The organism is Bacillus sp. EU55, from assembly GCF_038005925.1.
Classification (GTDB): Bacteria; Bacillota; Bacilli; order Bacillales; family Bacillaceae; genus Bacillus; species Bacillus velezensis.
This window is the reverse complement of sequence record NZ_JBBOUE010000001.1, coordinates 1878735-1905579: the sequence shown is the minus strand read 5'-3', so window position 1 is coordinate 1905579 and position 26845 is coordinate 1878735. Positions and strand designations below refer to the sequence as shown.

Annotated in this window: 2 protein-coding genes; both read right to left on the bottom strand. The window is 50.2% G+C overall.

The genetic code is table 11. The features are described 5' to 3' along the window. Window positions 1-8 precede the first annotated feature (8 nt). Complete coding sequence (locus tag NYE50_RS09535) at window positions 9-16310, bottom strand: non-ribosomal peptide synthetase (protein WP_159354188.1); 16302 nt, start codon at window positions 16308-16310, stop codon at window positions 9-11. After that, the gene (locus tag NYE50_RS09530; protein WP_159354187.1) at window positions 16300-26835 is read right to left on the bottom strand and encodes a type I polyketide synthase; all 10536 of its coding nucleotides are present in this window, start codon (window positions 26833-26835) and stop codon (window positions 16300-16302) included. Before NYE50_RS09530 ends, NYE50_RS09535 begins: the two co-directional genes overlap by 11 nt. Window positions 26836-26845 lie beyond the last annotated feature (10 nt).

Genomic DNA, 26845 nt, shown 5'->3' with positions numbered 1-26845 from the left:
TCCCCTCCTTAACTCAATTGTTGTACATGTCTTGTTACTTTAGGCTGATAGCTTCGCAGTTTTTGCATCGCCGAGCCGTGATGTTCAGGGTATACTTCTATCATTTCTTCCGGTTTTTCCTCCGGCTCTTCCGCCTGTTTCATCATGACGAACTGATTCAACGGGCCGCCGAGCAATCGTTCAAGCGCCGCCATTGCTTCCGGCGCTTCAATTGATCCGACTCCCGCCTGTTTCATCCGTTCTTGATATTCGGCAGATGATACGATTCCGACACTGCCCCAGTAGCTCCAATTCATCACTGCCGCCGAATACGGCCGCGTTTTAGCCAAATGAGCGGCAAAGGCATCTTTGAAACTGCATCCGGCAGCATAATTGCTTTGTCCGGCCGCTCGTGCAAATGATTGTACAGATGAGAAGAACAAAGCAAAGTCCAGCGGCTCATTTTGGAACACGCGGGCCATATTCACGCTGACATTGACTTTTGCAGCGAGCACGCTTTTCAAACGGCTTTCCGGCATATTTTTCAGGCTCTGATCCTCTAAAACAATTGCGGAATGGATGATTCCGTTAATTTGCGGGTGCGTGCGTTTGATCGTTTCATACGCCCGTGTGAGCTCATTCGGATTTGCCGCGTCAGCTTCAATATAAATCGGCGCCGGGCCGAATTGGCTGAGTCTGTCGATTTTTTCCTGGATGGCGCTGTTATGTTTTCGTCTGCCGATCCAAACGACTCGCGCCTGATATGTTTTCACGGCATATTCGCTCCATGCCTCGCCGATGCCCCCCGCACCGCCGATGACGACATAAACGCCGCCTTGTTGGTAAGCGGGCCGGCTTGACACCGGCTGCTGTACAGGAATAAGGCGCTGTTTGTACCAGTGATTGTTCCGGTACGCCCATGTATTGCCTTGCTCATCAAACGGCGCTGAGAACAGCTCCGCCTTTGAAACATCTTCCGGACATCCGACATCAATCAGCCTTGTTTGCCAGTTCGGATACTCTTTTGCGAGCGAGCCGACCAAACCGTGAATGCCTGCATGAGCCGGATCAATAATGTCCGCCGGCTGTACGGACTGTGTTTTTATTGTGACTGCAGTCAAGCTGATTCGCTTGCCTCCATATCCTAAAGCAAGCATTGCCTTAATCACTCTGTACATCTGGATGACGCCCGCATCCTGAGCTTTTACCATGTCGTCAGCGCTGTGAAAAGGAGCGATCCATACGATATGCCCGAAAGACCCTGTTGCTTTCAGTTCAGCCGCAACAGCCTCTATTTCATCCTCCGGGGTGATATGGAGCCTTCTCGCAGAAGGATGATGCAATTGAAAAGCCGCGCTTTCCTCATCCCCCGCGATAAAGACAACCTCTTCCGTCTTATATGCCGGGCTTTGATCACGGAATTCCGCGAGATCCCACACCGGAGCCAGAAGGTTTGCTCCATTTAATGATGTTTCCGGCGCGGAGCCTTCCATCATTCTGGAAGAAATCCCTTTAATTCTGACACAGACCCGGCCGGTCTCATCGCATAAGTCAATGTCCATACGCTGTATTTTTTCATCCGTTCCCCGGGAGCTGACGTACGCCCACATGCTTGTCGTGCACGGGCTGAAAATGTCCAGTTCTTCAAGGGCGAACGGCAGTGACAGCTGGTTATCATCTGCGTGCAGCTTCAGACCGATTGTCGCTTGCAAAGCTGAATCAAGCATACACGGGTGAAGAACGTATTGATCTGCCGTTTCTTCGAGAAAGGAAGGCAGCCGGAGCTCAGCTAATGCTTGATTGCTTCCGATATGAATGTGCTGAATTCCTTGTTGTGCTGGACCGTAGTCAATGCCGATTTTGCTGAATAAGCCGTAACACTGTTCAGAAGTCAGTATACTGAGGCCGCATTGAGCTTTCAGTGCGCCTATATCACGGTGCGGAGCCTCCCCGGCGCTGAGAATGCCGGCAGCCCCCTGACAGTGTATCTGCCTGCCGCTTGCTTCTGTTTGTGAATCCGTGTAAATGTCATACACGATTTCACCGTTTTCCCTCGGGTTCAGGCTGATTTGCGCTTCAATCGGGCGGTTTCCCGCTTCGATCGGCCGAACCCAAACGATGTTTTTCAGGCGGGTGACAGACGGACGTTCCTTTTGCCCTTTGACTGCCTGAGCAACCGCCGCCCTAGCCATTTCCAAGTAGGCGACGCCCGGCATAACCGGCTTGCCTTTAATAAGATGATCGGTGAAAATCGTCTCTTGTCCCGTAAATTCGGATCGGTACCGCTGCTCTGTTAAATCTGATACATTTTCGTGAAGCAGCGGGTGCAGCACCCGCGACGTCGGCACAGCTTGCGGTTTCTCTGCTTTCGGCCGATTGTCCGTGATCCAGTACCGCTCTTTCGCAAACGGGTAAGCAGGAAGACTCATCCGTTGGGGCTTGATATCTGAATATAAGCCGTCCCATTTGATATCCGCGCCCTGCACCCATAATTCCGCAAGCTTATCATTCTCTCGGCGGCTTATCAGCTCTTCGATATCCGCTTCGCCGTTTGCGCCTGCCAGAATGGATTTCAGGGAGGTTTTACCCGCTTTTCCTTTATAAATGCCCGCTATATCATAACGTCCTTTCGCACAGCTCTTTAGCTTGTCCCGCAGTTCTTCGGCCGAGGAAGCGATAATAGCCGCTCTTTCTTCCATCGCGTCACGTCCCTGCTGAAGCGTGTAAGCAACATTGGCAAGATCCGCATCCGTAAAAGAAGCTTGCGCCAGCTGCTGCGCCTGTTCCTGCAGACGCTCTTCTTCTTTGGCCGACAGCACAAAGATTTGAGGGTGTGTGAAAACAGCTGTTTTTCTTTCTTCCTTCGGGATATATTCTTCAATGACGACATGGGCGTTTACGCCGCCGATGCCGAAAGAACTGATTCCCGCACGGCGCGGCAGATGATTGCCGTTTTCGTCCTTTAATGCCGTCCATTCTCTTTTTTCCTGTACGATGTAAAACGGACTGTCTTTCAGCTTGATATATGGGTTGATGACCTCGCTGTGGAGGCTTTTTGCAAGTGTTTTATGCTTCATCTGCATCAGCACTTTGATCACACCCGCGACACCGGCTGCCAGTGACAGGTGGCCGATATTGGTTTTGGCCGATCCCAGACCGCAGTGACTCGCGTAAACGGCGGAATCGCCTGTTTTTTCGTACAGCTTTTGAAAGGCGGATTTCAGGCCGTTGATTTCGACCGGATCGCCAAGCTCCGTTCCGGTTCCGTGCGCTTCTATATAAGTGACGGTTCTCGGATCAATGCCTGCTTTGTCATAAGCCGTTCTGACGACTTCCGCCTGGGCTTTCGGGTTCGGTGTCGTCAAGGAGTTCGCGCGTCCGCCGTGGTTGACCGCGCTGCCTTTGATGACACCGTAGATATGATCGCCCGCTTTTTCCGCTTCTGACAGCTTTTTCAAAAACAGAATTCCGGCACCTTCACTGACGGCAAATCCGTCCGCCCTGTCGGAGAACGTTTTACATTTCCCTTCTTTGCTCAGCGCACCCGCTTTGTCATAAGCGATGTGGCCTTGCGGAGTGACGACGGTATTCACGCCGCCGGCGATCGCCATATCGCAGTTCCCGTTTTCAATGGCGCATACGGCGTGATGAATCGCGACCAGCGAGCTGGAACAAGCCGTGTCGATCGGTTCACTCGGCCCGTGCAGATTAAGCATATAGCTGACGCGGTTCGGCCCCGCTGACGGACTCATATTTGCGGCTGACGCACCGCCGATATCCAGGTCGGAAAACAGTGAGCCGTATCCGGTATTCCCCGTGCCGATATACAGGCCTGTTTTCGTGCCGGAAAGGCTTTTAGCGGAATATCCCGCATCTTCTATCGCTTTCCACGCATACATCATTAACAAGCGCTGCTGGGGATCCATCTGTTCGGCTTCCAGCGGTGAAATTCCGAAGAACAGCGGATCAAAATCCGCAACTCCGTCGATAAACCCGCCCCACTTTACATTTGTTTTGTTGGCTTCATTAAGCGGGTCACCGTAATACTCACGCCAGTCCCAGCGATCCGCCGGAACCTCTGTTATACAATCTTTTCCCTCTTCTAAGTTGCGCCAATACTCATCAATATTTGCGGCCTTCGGAAACACTCCGCTCATGCCGACAATAGCGATCGGTTCCGGTTTATGTTCAGCCGCAGTCTGAACAGGCTGTACGGCAGTTTTTGCAAATCGTTTGTTCCCTGCCAGTCTGATGCCGCCATCATCAGTTACGCCGCTTTGTTTTTCTTCTTTTGGCTGTGTGCTGCCGGCAAATTGTGTTTGATAGTCTTCTGCTAAATGATGCGCCAGGGCTTGAATCGTCGCATATTCAAAAAATACGGTCGGTGTCAGATCAAGCTGATAAGTGTCATTCAGCTTGTTGGCGAATTCCGTCAGCGTAATGGAATCAAATCCGTATTGATTAAACTCCAATTCGATATCGATTTCTTCAATGTTTATTTTCAGAAGCCCGGAAACCTCTTTTGCCAGCAATTCCTGAAGTTTTGCCGTCAGGTCTTTCGGCGCAGGCGTTTCATCCGTTTTCTTAACCGGTGCAAAAGCGGCTGCAGGAGTCTTTTGAAGCAGCTTTTCCCGCATTACGGCGCGGTTTCCTTCCATGACGAGCACGCTTGTTTTCCCCGTGCTCCATGCTTTGTAAAGAGCTTCTATTCCGGTCTCAGTGCGCATCGGCGTTACACCGGTTCTTTTTTCGGTGAGCTTCGCCATTTCTTCATTGACTTGCATTCCGCCGTCTTTCCAAAGCGGCCAATTGACCGACAATGTATGTCCGTGGCGGTACATTGCCGTAACCAGCGCGTTGCGGTATGCCGCATAGCTGTCCATAAATGCGTTTGCCGCCGCATAATCCGCCTGTCCCGCATTCCCGGTGACGCCGGAAATGGATGAGAAAACAATGAAAAAGTCCAGCGCTAAATGCTCGGTTGCTTCATCAAGGTTGACAAATCCGTCCGTTTTAGGAGCCAATACACTGTAAAACTCTTCGGTTGTTTTCTTTGCGATATACTGATCTTTCATCACACCCGCGCTATGAATGATGCCGTGAAGGCCGCCATATTCCGTTTCAATTGTTTTGACCAGGTCTGCCGCAGTTTGAGCGTCTGTTACGTCAGCCTGCTTGTATTCCGCTTTTGCTCCGAGTGATTCAAGCGATTGCAGCTGCATCCGCTGATTCTCGCTTAAAGCGGAACGGCCTGTCAAAACCAGTGTCGGCTCTTTGACTTTGCGGGCGATTTCTTTCGCGAAAATAAAGCCTAAGCCCCCGGCTCCTCCGGTAATGAGATAAATGCCTCCGTCGTTCCACGGAATGCGTATTTTGCCGCCGGACACGGCCGTTTCTTTGACATCTGCGCTGTATCGGATGCCGTTTTCATATTTGACATGGCTGTCATCAGCCCGTGTTTTATTTTCTCTGATGATGTCTGTGATTCTTCCGTTTTCCGCCGGTTCTATTTCAATCAGCTGGGTTTTCAGTTTTACATGTTCCAGGCCGGCTGTTTTTAACAGAGCTGAAATCCCTGAGAGCAGCTGATGCTTATCAGTTTTAGAGAGAACCGTCTGGATGAGGACGTCTCCATCCGTCTCTTCCTTCAGCAGTTTTTGCAGCGTCTCCAATATCCGTCCTGTATAATCACGGAAGCGCGCCGCCGCTTTCCCATGCTGGGAGGTCATTTCAATACATTCAGCTCCCGCGGCTTCAACGGCTTGTTTCAATCCGGCGTCTGTGTCACAAAGCAACACGATATGCCGGGCAAAAACCGGTTCCGTTTGAACGGCGGTTTTATCGCTTCGGCTCCATACCGGCTCAAGCATGAGCGTTTCCGGAGCTTTTTCTTTTTTCTCAGGTTCTTTTTCAGCCGTTCTGAATGACAAACCTTTCAGCCTTACGCACACCTTGCCGTTTTCATCACAAATATCAAGATCACGTTTTTCAATCTGGCCGGCTTTGTGGTCTTCAGAAAGTCTGGCGTAAACCCACATCTCGGCAGCGCATGCGCTGAATACTTCAAGCTCCTGAACCGCAAACGGAAGCATCAGTTTTTCATCATTTGTTCCGGTTAATATGCTTGATGCCTGCAATGCAGAGTCCATTAAGCCCGGATGCATGACATACTCCTGTACTGTGCCCGCACAAGCCGCATCAAGTGACAGTCTGCCCAATACGAAATCATCACCTGTATAAATCGCTTTGACACCCCGGAAAGCCGGGCCGTAATCAAAACCGATTTTGCGGTACATATCGTACACTTCATCTGCAGAAAACGGTGTCTCGGCGGATTGTGATCTCAGCTTTTGGAGATCAATGACCGGTGCCTTTGCATCAGGGCGGACTGATACTGCCCCTTGGCTGTAAACGGACGGCTGATCTGTTTCCCGGCCGCTGTAAATGTCGAATTGAACGTCATTTGCCGTTTCAGGAATGAGACGGATGTTGACATGAACCGGCTCGTCTTCAATGGTGATCGGCCGCACCCAAACCGTATTCTTAAGCTTGACGCTTCCTTGTCCGGCCGGAACTTCAGATGCCTGTTCCATTGCTGCGCGCGCCATTTCAAGATGTGCCACTCCCGGTAAAATCGGTACGCCTTTTACAACATGGTCCGCAAGGTAAAATTCTTTTCCTGTATAGATTGAACTGAACCGCTGTTCTGCAAGGTTTGAAGTATTTCTGTGCAGAAGCGGATGAAGCGCGTCTTGTTTTCCGGCAGATACAGTGCTTGTTTTTTCGTGTTTTCCGGTGCTTTTTGACGCCCAATAGCGGTCTTTTGCAAAAGGATACGATGGCAGGCTCATGCGTTTAGGCCGACGGTCTCCATACAGCTTCGCCCAATCGACGTTCAGCCCTTTGACCCATAATTCAAGCAGCTTCGCGTATTTGCCGCGTGCCATCCATTTTTCAACGGCTTCTTGAATTTCTTCATCTTCCGTCAGCATTTGCAGCGTGCCTTTGTCTATTCTTCCTCTGTACAAGTCCGCGTGCTTATCTCCAGTGATAAACTGTGACAGTTTTTCCTGCAGTTCTTCTGCAGATCCGGCAATAACCGCCAGGCGTTCTTCCATGGCGTCCCTTCCGATTTGGAGGGTATATGCCATAGAAACGAGGGAGGATTGATCGTACCGTTTTTCAGTAAGCGCACGTTTCAGCTGTTTTGCCTGCTCTTTCAGGCGTTTTTCATTTTTGGCGGACAGAACGAAAAGACATGGGTCGATATGAAAATCATCTGCTTCCTCTCTGTCTTCTGGAATGTATTCTTCGATGACGACGTGGGCATTTACGCCTCCGATGCCGAATGAGCTGATGCCCGCGCGGCGAGGCTGTTCGTTTCCGCGTTCGTCCGTCTGCGTCTTCCATTCCATTGTCTCCCGCACCAGATAAAACGGGCTGTCTTCAAGCTGAATGTACGGATTTACCGTCTCACAGTGGAGACTTTTTACTAGTGTCCGATGCTTCATCTGCAGCAAAATTTTAATAATGCCCGCTGCTCCCGCGGCAAGGGATAAATGGCCGATATTCGTTTTGACCGACCCTAAGCCGCAATAGCCGGCCGCTTTCTCTTTTCCGTCTGCAAACGAGCTGAACGCTTGTTTCAGTCCGTTAACTTCAACGGGATCTCCCAGTTCTGTTCCGGTGCCGTGCGCTTCGATATAAGAGACTGTTTTCGGATCAATGCCCGCTTTTTTGTATGCGGCTTTAATGACTTCCGCCTGTTGTTTCGGGTTAGGCGTTGTTAAAGATGCCGCGCGGCCGCCGTGATTCACCGCGCTTCCTTTAATGACGCCGTAAATATGGTCCCCATCCGCCTCAGCGGCTTTCAGCTTTTTGAGGAAAAAGAGCCCTGCTCCTTCACCATGGGCAAAACCGTCAGCCTGATCAGAGAACGTTTTGCATCTTCCTTCTTTACTCAGCGCGCCCGCTTTGTCAAAACTGATATACACATCCGGAAGAACAATCGTATTGATTCCTCCCGCCAAAGCCATGTCGCACGTTCCTTCTTCAATTGAAGAAACGGCATGGTGTATGGCAACGAGCGAGCTTGAGCAGGCGGTATCAATCGGTTCGCTCGGCCCGTGCAGATTGAGCGTATAGCTGACACGGTTCGGTCCGACAGACGGACTTGTATTCGCCGCGGATGACCCTTCAATCTCCGCATCGGCATTGGCTAAAAGAGAACCGTAGCCGGTATTTCCGGTCCCGATAAACACACCTGTTTTTGTGCCTGAGAGACTCTTTGACGCATACCCGGCATCTTCGATCGCTTTCCACGCATACGTCAGCAAGAGGCGCTGCTGAGGGTCCATTTGCTCCGCTTCCCGGGGTGAAATCCCGAAAAATAATGGATCAAATTCAGCAATCCCGTCAATAAACCCGCCTTGGTTGACGTTTGTTTTATTGGCTTCTTTTGCGGGATCCCCGTAATAGTCCCGCCAGTCCCAGCGGTCTTTCGGAATCTCGGTCATGCAGTCTTTGCCTTCTTTCAGGTTCTGCCAGAAAGCTTCAATGTCTTCTGCCATCGGGAAAATCCCGCTGATGCCTACGATTGCGATCGGTTCCGGCCCTTGGCCCCGCTGCACTGTCTGCGGAAGTGTCTCAGGCAGAGTGCGTCGTCGCTTAACGGCCGGGCGCGTGATTTGAGTCTCTTTTACCGGTCTTGCCGATTGAACCGTTTTTGTATTTACCGCAAACCGTCCGGCAAATTCCTCTTCGTATTCACTGATTAAATGAACGGCAAATTCATGGATTGTCGGATGATCAAAGAAAATCGTCGGCGTTAACGTAAGCCGGTACGTTTTGTTTAACTGGTTCGTAAACTCAGTCATCGAGATAGAATCCAGCCCGTATTTTGTCATTTCTTCATGAGGATCAATTTTGTCAATGTTTACTTTTAACAGTGAGGCCGTCTGCTGTTTTAACAGATGCTTCACTTTTTCAAGCAGGCTGTCAGCATCAATGTCATGACGTACGCCGGTCTCTGCTTCCGGATGATCATTCTCTTTGCGGAACAGTTTTGCTTTCATGTGTTTCACATCTCCTTCAACAACCGTCATCCGGGCTGTCCCGCTCATCAAGCCTTGATATAAAGCCTTGATGCCGGCATCTGTGCCGAGCGGTGCGATTCCCGCCTCCTGCATCAGCATATCTTCCGTCTGATTTCCTGCCTGCATTCCGCCTTCTTTCCATAACGGCCAGCTGACAGAAAGCGTCTTTCCGTATCTTTGTCCTGCGGCTTGTAAAGAACGGCGGTACTCGGCATACATCTCCATAAAGACATTTGCAGACGCATAATCAGCCTGGCCGACGCTTCCAAGCACACCTGATAAGGATGAAAAGACAATAAAGACATCTAATTTCTCCTGTTGTGACGCTTCATCAAGATACACAAGGCCCTTCACTTTCGGAGCGAGAACGTGTTGGTATTCCTCTGCCGTCTTCTTCACCATGTAGTTGTCTTTTATAATGCCGGCACTGTGAACAATCCCGTCCAGCCTGCCATGCCGTTTGCGGATATTGCGGATCAATCGGTATACTTCTGCTTCATCCGTGACATCGGTCTGCTCGTAGAAAACAGAAGCGCCGGCAGCACGTACTGTTTCCAGCATGTCTTTCTGCTTTTCTCTGAGAGCGGACCGGCCGGTTAGTATGATGACGGCGTCTTTTGTACAGTTTGCGATCTCTTTTGCAAAGATCAGACCTAAACCTCCCGCACCTCCTGTAATGAGATAAACACCTTCGTCTTTCCACGGAATGTCCGGCTCCGCTTGAGAAATATCCATCTCTTCCCAATCAGCGGCAAAGCGCTTGCCGTTTTCATATTTCACATGGACGCTTTCGGCATGCATACGGTTTTCGGACGCTTTTTCCGCTATGCCTTCAGCACTTTCTTCCTCCTCGGCTTCGATCATTTGACAGATCAGCTTGGAATGTTCAAGGCATGCGGTTTTGAAGAGTCCGGTAATGCCTGAGAAAACCCGCTGTAAGCCTGCTGACCGCGTAACAGCCTGAAAAAGAACGCGGCCCTTCGGCTTGCTTTTCATTATGGTTTTGATATGGTCAAACAGCTGGCCCGCATAAGAATGATACCGCTCTGCAATAGATGCGGGACGATCGTCCAAGATAATGACGCTTGCATGTTCAAGCTTTGCTTCCACGGCCTGTTTTACGGCTTCATCGTACTCACAAAGGAAAATAATATGCTCTTCATACGAAGGCTCGTGATCGGCCGGTTCCGGCTGCTCTTTCCAGACCGGTTCAGCGAGCAATGTGTCCGTACGGCTGACAGGATCGCCTGCACCCGCGTTTTCTTCCATGATCCGTGTTGAGAAACCTCTCATCCGCACACAAAGCCCGCCGTTATTGTCATATAAATCAATATCGGCTTTTTGGATAGGATCGCCGGCTTTATTGTTCGCACTGAACGTGACGTGCACCCACATATCATCAGCGCACGGATTCAGAACGTCCAGCTCCTCTAAAGCAAACGGCAATGCGGCTTTGAATGGTTCCCCGCTTTCTGCAAGCAGCGCTCTCGTCACGTTTTGCAAATATTCGGCGGCCTGAAGCGCACCGTCCATCATACTCGGATGAAGGATATAATCAGCTTTTGTATGAGAGACGGATTCAGGAAGCTTCAATTTAGCAAGCAGCCGGTCTTCGCCTTTGTATACAAGCTGCACCCCTTTGTAACCCGGCCCGTAATCAGCACCGATCATTCCTTTGTAAAACGCTTGAGATTCGATTGTTCCCTGTGTGCACCGGCGCTTCAGCTGCTCAATATCCGCCGCTTCCTCCGGTTCCTTCCGGATGATTTCAGCGATGCCCTGATTATAAAGAGGAGCTTCTTCACCGATAGAATCGTTATCCCCGTACATTCTGTATTGAATCTGTCCGTCCTCTTCTTCATAAAGTCCGATATGGACACGGACAGCCTCCTGATCGGCTATCACCGGACGGACCCATACAATATTCTTTAAGCGCAGGCCCAGAGATTCCTCTGTTGCCCCGCCGATGCTTTTCTCCGCCGCGGCCCGTGCCATCTCAAGGGTAACGGCAGCCGGCACGATCGCCATTCCTTTAATGATATGCTCGGCAATAAAATACTCTTTTCCCGTGAATTCCGAACTGAACCGCTGCTCCTGCAAGACGGATGTATTCTGATGTACCAGCGGATGCAAAAGCTTGGTATCCGTTTGCTTCACCGTTTCCTCCGGCCAGAAGCGCTCCTCTGCGAACGGGTAGGTCGGCGCACTGATTCTTTGCGGCGCGGAATCCTGATACAATAAGCCCCAATCGACACGCGCTCCTTCAACCCAGAGTGCCGCCAGTGCTTTCAGCTTTTCATCCCGTGTCTGACATGCCGCAAGCTCTTCCATCTCCTGAGCTGACACTTCTCTGCTTCTCACTTTTTCGCCCCGTAAGATGTTTTGGTCATTGCCATTGATGAAATCCTGCAGCTGACGCTTCAAATCGTGACGATCATGACTGATAAAAACGGCTCTCTCTTCCATCGCTTCACGTCCGGTCTGATACGTAAATGCCAGATCATGCAAGGAAACATCGTTTTCGGCTTCATCCAGAAAGCCGGATAAACAGGATGCATAGGCAGTAAGACGCTGCTTATTTCTCGCTGACAGCGGAACGATGTAAGGCGGCTGTCCGTCATTTGATCCGCTGATCGTTTTGTTTTCATACTGTTCAAAAATGGCGTGTGCGTTTGTTCCTCCGAGTCCGAATGAGCTTAACGCTGCGCGGTGCGGCGTCTCTCTCTCCGGAAGCGGTTTTCTCTTATCCGCCACATAAAACGGCGAACCGCTGAATTTGATATTCGGATTCGGTGACGTGTAATTAATGGTAGGCGCCAGCTCCCGATGATATAAACTCATGGCGACTTTGATGCACCCGGCCAGACCTGCTGCTGTATCCAAATGTCCGATATTCGTTTTTACGGAGCCGATCCCGCAATACTGCTCCCGGTCCGTGTAACGTTTATACACTTGCTGCAGCGCGGACATTTCAATCGGATCACCCAATGTCGTTCCTGTGCCGTGCGCTTCGATATAGGAAATCGTCTCCGGGTGAATATTCGTGCTGTCTAAAACATGCTGGATGACGTCAGTCTGACCTTTTACACTCGGTGCGTAAAAACCGACTTTATCCGCTCCGTCATTGTTCAGACCGATGCCTCTGAGCATGGCGTATATGTGATCTCCGTCCTGAACGGCTTGTGACGCCTTTTTCAGCAGAATGACGGCCGCTCCTTCTCCGCCCGCCATACCGTCGGCTGAAGCGTCAAATGCCTTGACATGCCCGTCGCTTGAAAAATTCAATCCGTTTTGGTGCACATAGCCGATGCCGGTCGCTGCATGCAGAGTTGCTCCGCCGACGAGCGCGTATTCCGATTCTCCGCTCGTTATGCTTTTGTAGGCCGAATAAAGACCGACTAATGATGATGAGCAATTGGAATGAACGAAATAGCTTGGCCCTTTTAATCCGAGCTTATGGGAAACCATCGTCGGAATCGTGCCGCTCTGCGCTAACACCCATGACACATAGCCGTCGGGAGAATCATGGCCTTCTGTTGTTTTTTCCGGCAAAAGCGACCGATACGAATTATTGCTTGCCGACATATATACGCTTGTCTTCGGAATCTCTTTCGATACATATCCCGCATCCTCGACGGCTTTCCAAGAATGAAGCAGCAGAAGCCGAAGCTGAGGATCCATAAATTCTGCGTCTTTCGGAGAAATGTGAAAGAACTCAGGGTCAAAGAGATCTTTTCCTTCTATTGTCGATAATGCAGGCACATAGTCGGGATTTTCGATCAAATCTTCAGGCACGCCGGCTTCCCGAAGTTCTTCTTCCGAGTAGAACCGGACGCTTTCCTTTCCTTCTCTTAACTGCTTCCAAAACTCATGATGATTTTTCGCGCCGGGGAACTGGCAGGAAATCCCCACTATCGCCACACTGTTATCAAAGTAAGACGGCACCCCGTTTTGCGGTATTTGTTCTATTTCTCTCTCATCTTGGCCGGGCGCCTCTGAATCAGCCGCCTGTTTTGTTTCAACAATAAATCGGCTGATCGCCTGAATGGTAGAGTGTTCGAATAAATCCGTGACGGTAAAATCGCATTCCAGCTCCTGTTTAATGCGTTCTGCCGCCGCAACAGCCAGAAGCGAGTCGCCTCCCACATCGAAAAAGCCGTCTTCGATTTTGATGCCCGCCGTATTCAGCAGGTCTTCCCATATTGCGGTCACTTTCGCTTCCGCTTCTGATAACGGCAGTCTGCCCGTCTTTTCAGACCGGTGAACGATTACCTTGCGCTGTTTTAGGGCTTTGCGGTTCACTTTTCCGCTCGGTGTTAACGGCAGTGCATCCAGGCGGATAAAATGGGCAGGCGCCATATAATCCGGCAGACTCGATAAAAGATGGTTGCGGAGCGCTTTTTCGTCGGCCGTATGACCGGCGCGGGCCGTATAATAAGCAATCAGCTTTTTATGTCCGTTCTTTTCCTGAACAACAACCGCCTGGTCAAGGATATCCGGATGTTCGCTCAATTTCGTTTCAATTGCTCCCAATTCGATGCGGAAGCCGCGAATTTTCACCTGACTGTCAATCCGGCCGGCATATTCTATATTTCCGTCAGGCAGCCATCTGGCCAAATCACCTGTCTTATAAAGTTTTTCTCCTTCACTAAACGGATTATCAATAAATGATGCCGCCGTCAGCTCAGGCTGATTGTAATATCCTCTGGCCAGACCGGCGCCGGCCACGCAAAGCTCCCCGGCCACACCGTCAGGGACGGGGCTGAGCTTTTCATCGACGATATAAAGCCGCGTATTGTGAATCGGTTTCCCGATCGGCGTATTCCTGCTTGTGATTTCCTTTTGGCCGCAGCTGTAGTAAGCGGCATAAATGGATGTTTCCGTCGGGCCGTATATGTTTTCAATTCTGGCATGTTTGAAGATGGAAACTGACTTTTTGACTAAATCTTTCGGAAACGCCTCACCGGCCACCATCACATACTTCACAGGGCCGTCTTCTGTAAATGCCGTATGCCGCTTTACCGTTTCCAGAAATACATTAAACACGGCGGGCGCAAAATTCAGATGCGTGACCTGGTGGGTTTGAATATATTCCATGCAAAGCTGCGGATTTTTTTCTGCGCCAGGCGGCAAAATGACTAGCCGTCCGTTTCCGATAAACCAGCCGAATAATTCAGAAATCGAAACGTCAAATACGTAATTCGTTTTTAACAAATAGGCATCCTCTTGTGCGACCGGATACTCAGCTTCCAAAAACTGCAGCGTATTCATGATGGCCCTGTGCTCAACCATGACGCCTTTCGGTTTTCCCGTGCTTCCGGACGTATATAGAATATAAGCGAGATGATGCGATTTTGAACGCGGCGTCAGTTTTGCCCCGCTGACAGAACGTCCGCTGTTTTCAATTTCCACCGTGCTCACACCGCCGATGGCCAACTGTTCAATCATGCCGCGCGTCTTTTCCTGCGTTAATACGATTGACACGCCGCTGTCAGTCAACACGTGCGCCATCCGTTCATTTGGAAAAGCCGGGTCCAGCGGCACATACGCGCCTCCCGCTTTTAAAATGGCGAGGATGCCGATGACCATCTCAAAAGAACGCTCCGTACAAATGCCGACCGGGCATTCCGGTGTGACACCCTTTTCTTGCAGGTACACAGCGAGCGCCGTGCTTCGTTCATCTAATTCGCGATATGTAAGACTGTTTTCACCGAATATGACGGCTTCTCTGTCAGGATGGCGGCCGGCTTTTTCCGCAAACACTTCATGAATGCAGCGCTCATTCGGCTGATGGGATGAACGGCTTTCATCCCGTTTTTGATTGAGCAGGCCGGAACAGGCTTCAAAAGCGATCTCCGGATCAGAAAGCACCTTCTCCGCCAGTTTCATATAATGCTCCGCCATTCGTTCGATGAAAGAAGGGCTGTAGACATCCGGGTTGTACAGAAATTGCAGGACCGTTCCCGTTTCTTTTTTATAGACTTCAAGCGCAAGCTCAAATTCGCCTTCCTGATGAATGTCTTCTATCATTTCAATGCCGAGTGATTGATATAGTTCCGCCAGCTTTTCCGCTCCTTCCGTCCGGAAGAAGTTTTGATAGAAAAACGCGGTTTGAAAAACAGGCGACACCGCAGGCGAGCGTTCCGTCTTCAATTCTTTGACAAGCGCGGGAAACGGATACGCGGCATGGTCCAGCCCTTCTGCCAGTGTCAGCTGCAGCTCCTTCAAAAACGACGTAAAAGATTTGGCGCCCGTCTCCCTGCTTCTGACCGCGATCATATTAATAAAGTATCCGATGACAGATTCAAATTGAGCCTCAGAACGCCCCATCGTCGGCATGCCGACGATGACATCTTCCTGATTCGTATATTGATAGAGCAGTCCTTTAAAAATAGCGAGATACACAACGGATTCATTGACATTATGTTTTTGGGCGCAAACTTTAATCTGCCGGTTCAGTTCATCAGGAAGCAAGCACTGATACGCCTGCCCCCTGCACGTTTGAACCGATGATCTCGGATAATCCGACGGAAGCTCAAGCACCGGCAGCGGTCCTTTCAGCTGCTTTTTCCAATAAGACAGATGCGTTTTTCCCGCTTCGCTTTCCAGCAGCTCTTTTTCCCATTTCACAAAGTCATGATAATCTGCGGCCTGCTGAAGCATGACAGGTTCTTTGCCTTCACTTGCTTTTACATAAGCGTCCAGCAGCGCCGACATAAACGTCATAAGAGAGACGCCGTCAAAAATGATATGGTGAATGGTGATTAACACAATCGGCTCCCGCTTCGCCCGCCGGAATACTTGAACACGCAGGAGCGGCCCGGTTTCAAGCGCGAACGGTTCTTTTGCTTTTTCTTTAATAAACGTAAGCGCATCACGCTCGCTTAATTCGGAAAGATCCATTTCTTCAATCGGAAAATGCCGATCCGTATCTTCTATCTGATACGGAAGGCCGTTTTCCTCTTTTATCACACTGGTCAAAATAGGATGATGGCGCTGCACGGACAAAAGGGCGTTTTTGAATGTCTCGACATCCAGCTTTTGAAAACGAAAGCATAACGGAATGTTATATGCGCTCATCTCCGGAAACATTTTCTGAAGCATCCACAAACCTTTCTGGCCTTCTGAAAGCGGACGTTTTGCAGTTGTCCGCTTAGAAGCCTGAAGCTTTTGTTCTACTTCAGCGATGGTGAGCGTTCCTGATCTGTAGGCATCGAGAAGTTCTTTATGATTCATAGGTCTTACTCCCTTCTATGATGTCTTGCACTCTTTTAAAATCTAATGTCCCCTCAGAGACCTGTTTCATCATGGCGATGATCTCCTGATCCGTATACTCCTTGTTATCCGGAGCGGCGGCTTCTGTTTCGGTTTCTTCCGTTCGGTAAAACGTTTCGATCGTTTCTTTATGTTCTGTCAGGTAATAGCTGATGACGTCTCCGAGCGTGGCATAGCTGTAAAATAACGCCGGAGTGACTTCAATGCCGTAATGACTCGACAAAAGAGCGGCAAATTTGGCTAAATAGATGGAATCAAATCCGAATTCCGCCCAGTTTTTATGCAGGACGAGTTTATCTTTAGATATTTTCAGCAGACTGTGTATCAGCTCTTTCAAATCCGCTTCGAGCCGTTTTTCCGCGCTTTCTTCCGGGATGCGGCGGCTCACGGTTTCCAAAAGCGCATCCGTTTTTAATGAATCGTCCCGCCGTATGCCTAAAAATCGTTCGGCACGGCTTCTTTCACCGGCAATGACAAGGCACTGGGTGTTGTCTTGAGAAATGATGCGCTCAAAAAGCTCAATGCCTTCATCTGTTTCTAACAGGCGCTGACCGCTTGATTTCAGGTACATGCCCGTCGTCTCTTCACCGCCGACGGCCATTCCGCCGTTTTTCCAGAGCGGCCAGTTTATGACAAAAACGTTTCCGCTTTCGGATTGTTCGTTTTTATAGCGGGCATACGCCATTTGGAACCTGTTCGCGACCGCGTAATCACAGCAGCCGAAATCCCCTAAAACAGCCGATGTGGATGAAAAGTAGCAGATGAAATCAGGCGTTTCGTTTTTCAGCCACTCGTCAAGAAGCAGGCTTCCGTTTATTTTCGGTTCAAGCGTACTGCGGAAATTCCCGATTTCATTTTCAAAGACGGATGTTCTGCTTTCGATGCCCGCCGCATGAATGACGCCGTGAATGGCTCCGAATCGTTCTTTCGCGCGCTTGATGCAGTCGCCCATTCCGATCGGATCACAAACATCGGCTTCGGCGTAAAGAACACCCGCACCGAGATTTTCCAGATCTTTCATTTTTTCTTTCTTTTCTTCATTGATCGGCGACCGCCCCGTGAGAATGACATTTGCCTGGTAGTTCCGGGCGAGATGGCGGGCAAATAAGTAGCCGAGCCCTCCTAATCCGCCTGTAATGAGATATGTTCCGCCGGTTCTGATCCTGCTGTTTTCTTTCGTTAGTCCGGTTGGTTCGGTGTGATAGACATATCGTTTTCCCTCTTCCAAGAAAACAGTATGGTCTGTTTCAGCTTTCAGCTCGTCCCAAATGGTTCTCACCCAGTCCGTTATGGCCGCACCGGCTTTTCTGAAGTGGCCGGTAACACTTGTTTTCGGGAGAACAATGCCGAGCGAACGCTCAAAGCCGATCCATGATTCCAAGTAGCACCTTTCCAGACCGGATGCATATTCCCCCGCCAATAACAGCCTTTCCGGCTGCAGACCGGTCTCAGCCATTGCTTTGAGAATATGGACGATACATGAATAATCTTCGATGCAGCTTTTATCTTCAAGCGCCCATAAATACAAAATGGCAGAAGCCTCACCGTACTCTTTTTGAATATCCGCAAAAGCGTTCACATATGATTGCGGATCTTCCCGCACCACTTGGCAGCGGCCGGCGGACAAAGCCTCATACCGGTCTCCCTGAGCGATAAAAATAACGTCAATGTCACTGTCATACGATTTGACCACAGAGACGGCTTCCTGCTGCTTCTTCTGATCAGATAAGAAAGAAATCACCGTTTTGACTTGCTTTTCTCCGGCAGCCGGCAAAGCCTGTTCTTTAAGAACTTCTCTAAAAGCCATTACTTCAAATTGTTCCGCCGGATCACTTTCATCAGCCGGCGCGTTAACGGGCGCGGCCTTGCTTTGTACAGGCTGCTGATGCCAGAAGCGTTCTTTCGCAAACGGATAAGCAGGCAGGCTGATGCGGGCCGGAGGACGGTCTCCGTATAATTTCGCCCAATCGATGTCCAATCCTTTTACCCAAAGCTCAAGCAGCTTAGAATATTTCCGTTTGCTGATCCAAGCGTCTATGATTGTTTCCATATCATCATCCGCCGAAAATACGGCAAGCATCCGTTTGTTTTCTTCCGTGCCGTCACGGTGCAGTCCGGCGCTGTTTTGTCCGGCGATAAATCCATTCAGTTTTTCCTCAAGTTCATGAAGTGAATGAACGATAAAGCCGAGACGCTCTTCCATCGGCACCCGGCCCGTCTGGAGAGTAAAAGCTATGCTCATAAGGTCGCTGCCGCTGTATCTTTTTTCACGGATGGCGTCTCTAAGCTGTTTTGCTTTTTCAGTGAGCCGTTCGCTGTTTTTCGCAGACAGGACGATGATGGCGGGCTGATCTGCCGGCGTTTCATCAGGCTCTTTGTCTGCCGTATATTCTTCTATGACGAGGTGGGCGTTTGCTCCTCCCGCGCCGAAGCTGCTTAACCCCGCCCTTCTCGGAAGCTCTTTGCCGCCGATGACGGGACGTTTCCACTCACCGAGCTCCTGCTGAACGGCAAACGGCGTATACGCGAAATCAATATTTGGATTCAGCTGTTCCGCGTGCAGGGACGGCGCAATTTGGCGGTCTTTGAGCTGGAATAATATTTTTGTCAGACCCGCAATGCCCGCGGCGCTCTCACAATGGCCGATATTTGATTTTGCGGAGCCGATGGCGCAAAACTGTTTGTCTGTTGTATCCTCTTCAAATGCTTTCGTTAATCCGGCGATTTCAATCGGATCTCCTAATGCGGTCCCCGTACCGTGGGCTTCAATATAACTGACGGTGCGCGCCGGGACGTTTGCCCTTTCGAAAGCTTCTTTTATTAAGGCGGCCTGCGCATTCGGATTCGGAACCGTGTATCCGTTCGTTTTGCCTCCGCTGTTAATGGTGCTTCCTTTAATCACACCGTAAATGTGATCGTTGTCGGCAATCGCTCGGTCTAACGGCTTTAACACGACCGCGCCCACCCCTTCTCCGTCGACAAAACCATCCGCGCGGTCTCCGAACGATTTGCACGTGCCGCCTGCGGAAAGCATGTTCATGACTGACAGATTCATATAATGGATCGGGTCGGTCACTATGTTTACGCCCCCGGCAATCGCGCATTCGCTTGAACCGCTGTATATGCTCTCAAGCGCCAGATGAATGGCAGTCAAAGAAGAGGAGCAGGCTGTATCAACGGCAATGCTCGGCCCTTGGAAATCAAAAAGGTAAGATACCCTGTTGGCAATGGACCAATAGCCGTAGCCTGTCGGGTAGTTTTTGTTCATCGCGCCGGCAAAAACACCGATTTTTCTGCTTTGGCACAGGTTGTCAGGCGTATAGCCGGCATCCTCGATACTCGCATACGCCGTTTCTAAAAATAATCGCTCCTGAGGGTCCATTCGCTCCGCTTCCAAAGGAGAAATCTGAAAGAACAGCGGATCAAACTTGTCCATATCCTCAATGAAGCCGCCCCATTTCGTATAAATAGAGCCTTCTTTACCTTTCTCTTCATCGTAGTAATCCTGCCAGTTCCAGCGTTCCCGCGGGATTTCTTCTATGCAGTTTTTTCCTTTTTTAATATTAGCCCAAAGCTCAGCCGCTGTTTTTGCCTGCGGGTAGCGTCCTGAAACACCGATGATGGCCACGTCGCGAACCGAACTTTGCCGGACGGTCTCTTTGGCTGCCCGTTTTTCCCTCCGCCGCCAGTCAGTGCGAAGCGGCTTAGCAGGCTGTACAGCCTGCGGTGCTGGTGATGCCTTCCGTTCTTCCTGAACAGGCGTTTGTCCCGTCAGTTTGATCATCGCGTCTTTTTTCGTTTTGATTAAGTGAGCGACGAGCGCCTCAATCGTCTGATATTCAAAAAATAAAGTGCTGCTGACTTGGTCCAATACATTTCGTAACGCGTTTGTCAGCTGTACGACGACGATAGAATCAATTCCGTATTTTTCAAGCGGCGCTTTCGGATCAATTTGAGCCGGCGGAATTTTTAATGTTTCTCCGATTAACGTTTTCAAGTACTCGGTGCTTTTTTCTGTTAAAGACGTGTCGCCTTTTTGCACCGTTGTTTGCGCCTGAAGTTCCGGCGCATGTGCTGCTTTTGGCGGAGAGGTCCGTTTTCCGGCCCCTGCTTTAAGCGTTTTTTGGCGAACAATGCCGTTGCTTTTTGCCGCTATAATCTGATGGCTTAATTCATGTGCCGCTTCTGCCGGGAAGAAGACAGAATGCCAGCCTTCACTTTCTAACACGCGCTTCCAGCTTTCCGGATACAAGCCCGGGCACCCCGGAATACGAAGGGCAGAATCTTCATGCAGCCACCAGCCTTCAAGCAGTCCGAAAGTAATATGCGGGAACAAGCTGTTTCCCGCCATTTCATTTAAGAGCAGCAAACCGTTGTCTTTTAAAACGGCTTTGGCGTTTCTCAGCGTCTGGCGGATGTCTTTCGTCGCGTGGAGCACATTGGCCGCAACGACGATGTCGTATGCGCCCGGCTCTATGTCCTGGCCGGCAAGCGGCGCTTCTGCGTTAAAAAGCTTATACGTCAGATAAGGATTCCGTTTGCCGTATTCCGTCTCCGCATGCACGAGAAAAGCTTTCGATACATCGGTGTAACAGTATTCTTTTATATGGTTTTGATACGGCCTAAGCTTTTCAAATATGCCTGCGCTTGTGCCGCCTGTGCCCGCTCCGATTTCCAGTATGCGGATCTCGGCTTTTGAATGTTTACTGATGTTTTCTTTCACATAAGCCGTTAATGTATCTGACAGGGCGCTGTTAAAGTAATCCGCGACTTGATTGTGCTTATAAATTCCTTCAACAAGTTCCATTGAAGAGTGAGGGAACATGATGTCTGTCGCCGGCACGTCTTCGCGCAGAATGTCCGGCAGTGCTTTAAGCATCGTCTCGGCTAAAACAGTCATCGCTTTTGTATCGGCGTTATTGAGCCATTCCTCTTTTTCCCGCTCCCATTTTTGCCATAGCGAGGCGGTTGTGTTTTCGGCTCGCGCCGACAGTTTATATGAATCCGCATTCCCTTCCAGATAGCCATGTTCCAGAAGGAAAGCGATCGTTTGATTGAGCCATTTTTTAAAGTATTCGTGTTCGGGCTCATACGCTTTAAGGCTTTGCGGCGTCAGCAAGTCTGCTTCTTTAAGCTGGGCGATCAAAAGCTGATACAGAAAATCATCGAGCTCCTGATGGTCAGCCTCTCTAACAAGACGTGCGCCGGGCGGAGCGACCTTCGGCTGTTGTGAAAAGACAAGCGGCTGAGGCGGATAAACGGAAATCTTTTCTCTTTCATTCATCCCTTCGACTGCGACCGGTTTTGTCGTATGAATGAAGGCCGCCTGATCAATCGGCAGCGTCATAAGGGTTTCAAGCGCCTCCATTGCAGCGTCCGGTTCGATCAATCCCAATCCGATCTGATCCATCAGCTGAATAAAATCACCGTCTTCAGCCGCTTCGCTGTTGCCCCAATAGCCCCAGTTCATCACTTTGACCGGACAATTCCATGTCTGATCAAGTTCCTTCGCAAATGCGTCACTGAAAGCGCATCCTGCGGCATAATGGCTTTGTTTCACGTTATGGATAAATGCCACAAGCGAGGAGAAGAAGAGCGCAAAGTCAAGCGGCTCCCGTCCAAATACCTCCGCCATGGACACACTTACATCGGCTTTTGCCCGCAGCACCGATTTGAACTCTTCTGTCTTCATATTATTTAAGCTTTGCTCAGACAGATCCATTGCCGAGTGGATGATTCCGTTCATTTTTGTGTGGCGCTCTTTTATGAACTGATAAGCCCGCTCTAAGGAAGAACTGTCGGCGGCATCGGCGGAAACATATTCAGGCGCCGGACCGAATGCGCTGAGCCGGTCGAGTTTCGCCTGTATGGAATCATTCAGTGTGCTTCTTCCGATCCAAATGATGCGTGCTTTGTAGCGGCGGATCATGTATTCACTCCATGCCTCGCCAAGATATCCGGCGCCTCCGATCACGGCATAAACCCCGCCTGTTTGGTACAGCGTGCCGTTTTTCGGCATATTGTCAAGCGGTATCAGCTGCCGCTCAAACAGCTGCTGATTGCGGTACGCCCAAATTTGACCGTTTTTTCCGGCAGAAAGACTGAGCGCCTCTTCGATCGGCCAGCTGCCGTCCGTTTCTGTGTCAATCATGCGGATATGCCAATGCGGATATTCTTTCGCCATTGTTCCGGCAAGTCCGCTGACTGCGGCTTGTGACGGGTCGGCGCTGTCTTGATCCGAAAACGGCTGGGCATTTGCTGTGACGATGCACCAGTCCAAACGTTTTTCTCCGTACCCTAAGGCAAGTAATGCTTTCATCAGCTTGAACACATGAAGAACGTTCCTTTCCTGTTCCTTGAGGCTGTCAGCACTCTCAGCCTGCGGAGCAAGCCAAATGATTTGCTCCAGTTCTTTTTGTCCTTCAAGCATGTGCGTAAGAGATGCGATATCATCCGTGCTTCTGATCGGATAATAGGAAGCGTTCGGCAGATGTTCTTTTATGCGCGTATGTCTCGAATCCGTTCCGCCGAATACTGCCGTCTGCTTATCCACCGCTGCTTCCCCGGCTTTTTCAAGCGCAACAGGCTCCCAAGCCGGAATCAGCATCGTATGGCCGACAGGCGCCTCCGAGGTTTCTCCGCCCGCTGTTTGGCTTGTGTCAAGCGCCCGGACGGACGCGCCTTTCATCCGGACATAAACCGTACCGGCATCATCACACATATCAATGTCAAATTTTCTTACGCTGTCATCTGCTTTGCTGCCTTCTGTGTACCGGATATATGACCAGATATGTTCAGGGCACGGCCCGAACACTTCCACTTCCTGCATCGCAAACGGCAAAGAAAGCTCGTGGCTGTCTGCATCGTCATGTATTGAGCGGACAAGCAGACCGACGGAAGCGTGAAAAGCGGCGTCCATCATACTCGGGTGAAGCGTATACTGTTCTTTTTTGTCATGTACGGCAGCCGGGAGTGAAATAAGGGCCAATAATCGGTCTTCTCCAAGCAGCAACTGCTGTACGCCCCTGTATGCCTCTCCGTAATCCAGACCGATCTTCTCAAAAGCACCGTAACATTCTTCCGCAGTCACGATTCCTAAATTGCAGGAAGCTTTGACAGACTCGATATCTATCTGGGCGCTGCCCTGTTCGGTAATGACCGCTTCACCCTGGCTGTGAATAACCGGTTCCTCGCCGTTTTCTGCCTCACTGTATATTTCATAGGTAATCTCACCATTATCTTCTGGGTAAAGGACAATATGTATTTCTTTCGGTTTATCTTCAATCATGACCGGACGGACCCAAACAACCTGTCTGAGTGTGACGCTATGGCCTTTTTCCGTCACGGCAGCGGCCTTTTTGACCGCCTCTGCGGCCATTTCCAAATAGGCGACACCCGGCAGTATTTTTTGTCCGTTGACGACATGGTCAGATAGGAAAAATTCATCTCCCGTAAAAAGAGACGTGAAGCGCTGCTGCGAAAAATCTGACGTATTTTCTTGTAAAAGCGGATGCAGCACTGTGCCTGACGGGCTTTTCTCCTGTTTTTTCTGCTGTGGAATCCAATAGCGTTCTTTTGCAAACGGATACGTCGGAACGCTTGTTTTACGCGGTTTATATGAACCGTACAGCTTATTCCAATCTATTATTTTCCCTTCTGCCCATAACTCGGCAAGCCGTCTCGGATCATCCGTCTCAGGAGCGGGTTCGCTCAGTTCCGGCAGCTCGGCTTGTCCGCGCCAAAGACCGGGGATGTTTTCGTTTCCTTTTACGAAATCATTCAGCTTTTCTTTCAAATCGCGGGTGTCATTTACAAGGAAGACAGCTCTCTCCTCCATTGCTTCACGTCCTGTCTGAAGAGTATAAGCCAGTTCAGACAGCACCGTCTTTTCTGAAAGCGATCGGGCTAGTTTTTCCGCATAGGCCAGAAGCCTGTCTTTATTTCTTGCTGACAGCGGGATGAGTTTTGCTGCCTCGTTCTCAGGTGCTGGCGCTTTTTGTTCAGGCTGAATGTATTCTTCTAAAATGATATGGGCATTCGAACCTGATGCACCGAAGGAACTGAGTCCGGCCCGGCGCGGATAATGTGTGACTTTACCGTTTTCTTCGGCTGCCGGCTGCTTCCACGGAGCAGTCTGCTGCTGTACGTAAAAAGGAGATCCCTCAAATTTCAGGTAAGGATTTAATTCCGCAGAATGCAGTGATTTGACAAGCGTTTTGTGATGAAGCTGCAGCGCCGCTTTTGTTAACCCGCTGATTCCCGCCGCTGATTCTGCGTGGCCGATATTTGATTTGACCGAACCGATGGAACAAAATTGCTGATCCTGCGTCCCTTGGCTGAACGCTTTTGACAGACCTTCAATTTCAATCGGGTCTCCTAACGAGGTACCCGTGCCATGGGCTTCCACATAGCTGACGGTCCGCGGGCTGATACCTGCTTTTTTCAGACAGGCCTTAATGACTTCTGCCTGTGCAGCAGGACTCGGGACGGTAATTCCGCTTACTTTCCCGACGTGGTTAACGGCGCTTCCTTTAATGACCGCGTAAATGCGGTCGCCGTCTTGTTCGGCTTTTTCAAGCGGCTTGAGCAAGACCGCACCGACTCCTTCTCCGGAAACGTAGCCGTCCCCGCCCTCGCCGAATGTACGGCAGCGGCCGTCACTTGAGTGCATGCCCACGCTCCCGTAGCTGAGATATTTCGCCGGGTGCAGCGACAAGTTCACCCCTCCCGCAAGCGCGGCTTCACATTCGCCGCGGCGGATGCTTTCAATGGCCAGATGAACGGCGGTCAATGATGAGGAACAAACGGTATCCACCGCGATGCTCGGCCCGTGGAAGTCACAATAATAGGACACTCTGTTGGCGATCTGCGCATAATTCAGTGAAACCGGAAACGGATCAGTCTCAGATAATTGTTCTGCGCCGATTAAGGAATAATCTTTATGCATCACCCCTGCAAATACGCCGATCGGATGCTGTTTCTCTCCTTTATTCCCCAGCGTTTCAGACGTATACCCCGCATCTTCAATCGTTTCCCAGCATGTTTCTAAAAACAGACGCTCCTGCGGGTCCATCATTTCCGCCTCACGCGGTGAGATTCTGAAAAACTGCGGATCGAAGCAGTCGGCATCGTCAATGAAACCGCCCCATTTTGATACTGTTTTTCCTGACGGGGACGTTACGTTTTGATATGTTTTCCAATCCCAGCGGGACTTCGGAACTTCAGTGATGCAATCCGCGCCTGCCTTCAGGTTATCCCAAAACTCCGCCACACTTTTCGCTTTCGGATAGCGGCCGGCCATTCCGATAATCGCGATGTCTCCGGTGTTTTTATGATGTTCTGGCGCGTCCGGTGCTTCAGCTTCAAACCGTGATGGTTCGGCTGCACGTTCCGCACATTCAAATGAAACGGTCTTTTTCAAAAAGGCTGCGAGTTCTTTTATATTTGTATATTCAAAGAGAAGAGTGGGCGCGAGGTCCGCACCCGTCTTTTTACTGATATCCTGTACAATCTCAAGCAAAGAAGATGAATCCAGCCCAAGCTCATAGTAGCCGGCAAGAACGTCCAGCGTCTCCCAAGGCTGACCAAGCTTATCAGCCAAAAGCTTCTTTAAAAACAGAATGATGTCTTTTTCATCTGTGCTTTCCGGCTCAGTTGCAGCCTGTTGATTCTGTTCGGCTGTATTCGCGTCTTCTTCGAGCCGAACCGCTTTTCCCGTAATGTTTTTAAGCTCCGCCACCTTTTGTCCGGATCGGCTAAAGTACTCGATTGTCATCGTTGTGAGTTCTTTTTCCTGACGGACGCCGGAAGCGGCGATACGCGCCGTGCACTCTGATTGCAGCCTGTCGGCGGCCGTGAACGATTCATAATATAAAGGCAGATGAAGCCGGTTTGTATCAGAAAGCAAACCGCTCGCCCCGATTCCGCTCGCATCCAAAAGGGCCGGATGGAATAAAAAGAAATCCTTTCCTTTTTCGCAAGAAAGCTCAGCCAGCATGCCGCCTTCTGTTTCGTACAATCGTCCGTTCGATTTCATCATGCCGGAATGAACCAAGTCATGATCCAGGCAGCGGTTATACATGTCATCAAGATTCAGAGATCTGCCTGACTGCTTTACATCGCCGAAATCAATGGTTTCGTCAAATGTCACAGCGTCTCTTTTCACCATTTCAGCCGTCGCATATTGTATATTGTCTGACAGCTCATCACCTTGCTGTTTCTGCCCCGAAAGGGAGATGAGCCACTTTCCATCTCCGCTTTCAGAACATTGAATGGTCAGAATGATTGCAGCCGTTTCACTGACGGTTAAAGGCTGATAAATCGTAACGTGCTTCAATTCAAGCTCATTGTATACATAACCGTGTTCCTGAAAAACCTGATAAATCAAATCGATATAAGCAAGACCGGGCAATACCGCTTCACCAAAGACCATATGGCCCTTCATGATGGGATGATCCAGTGAGATATTGATTTTTTCCGATATCATTCCTTCCCAC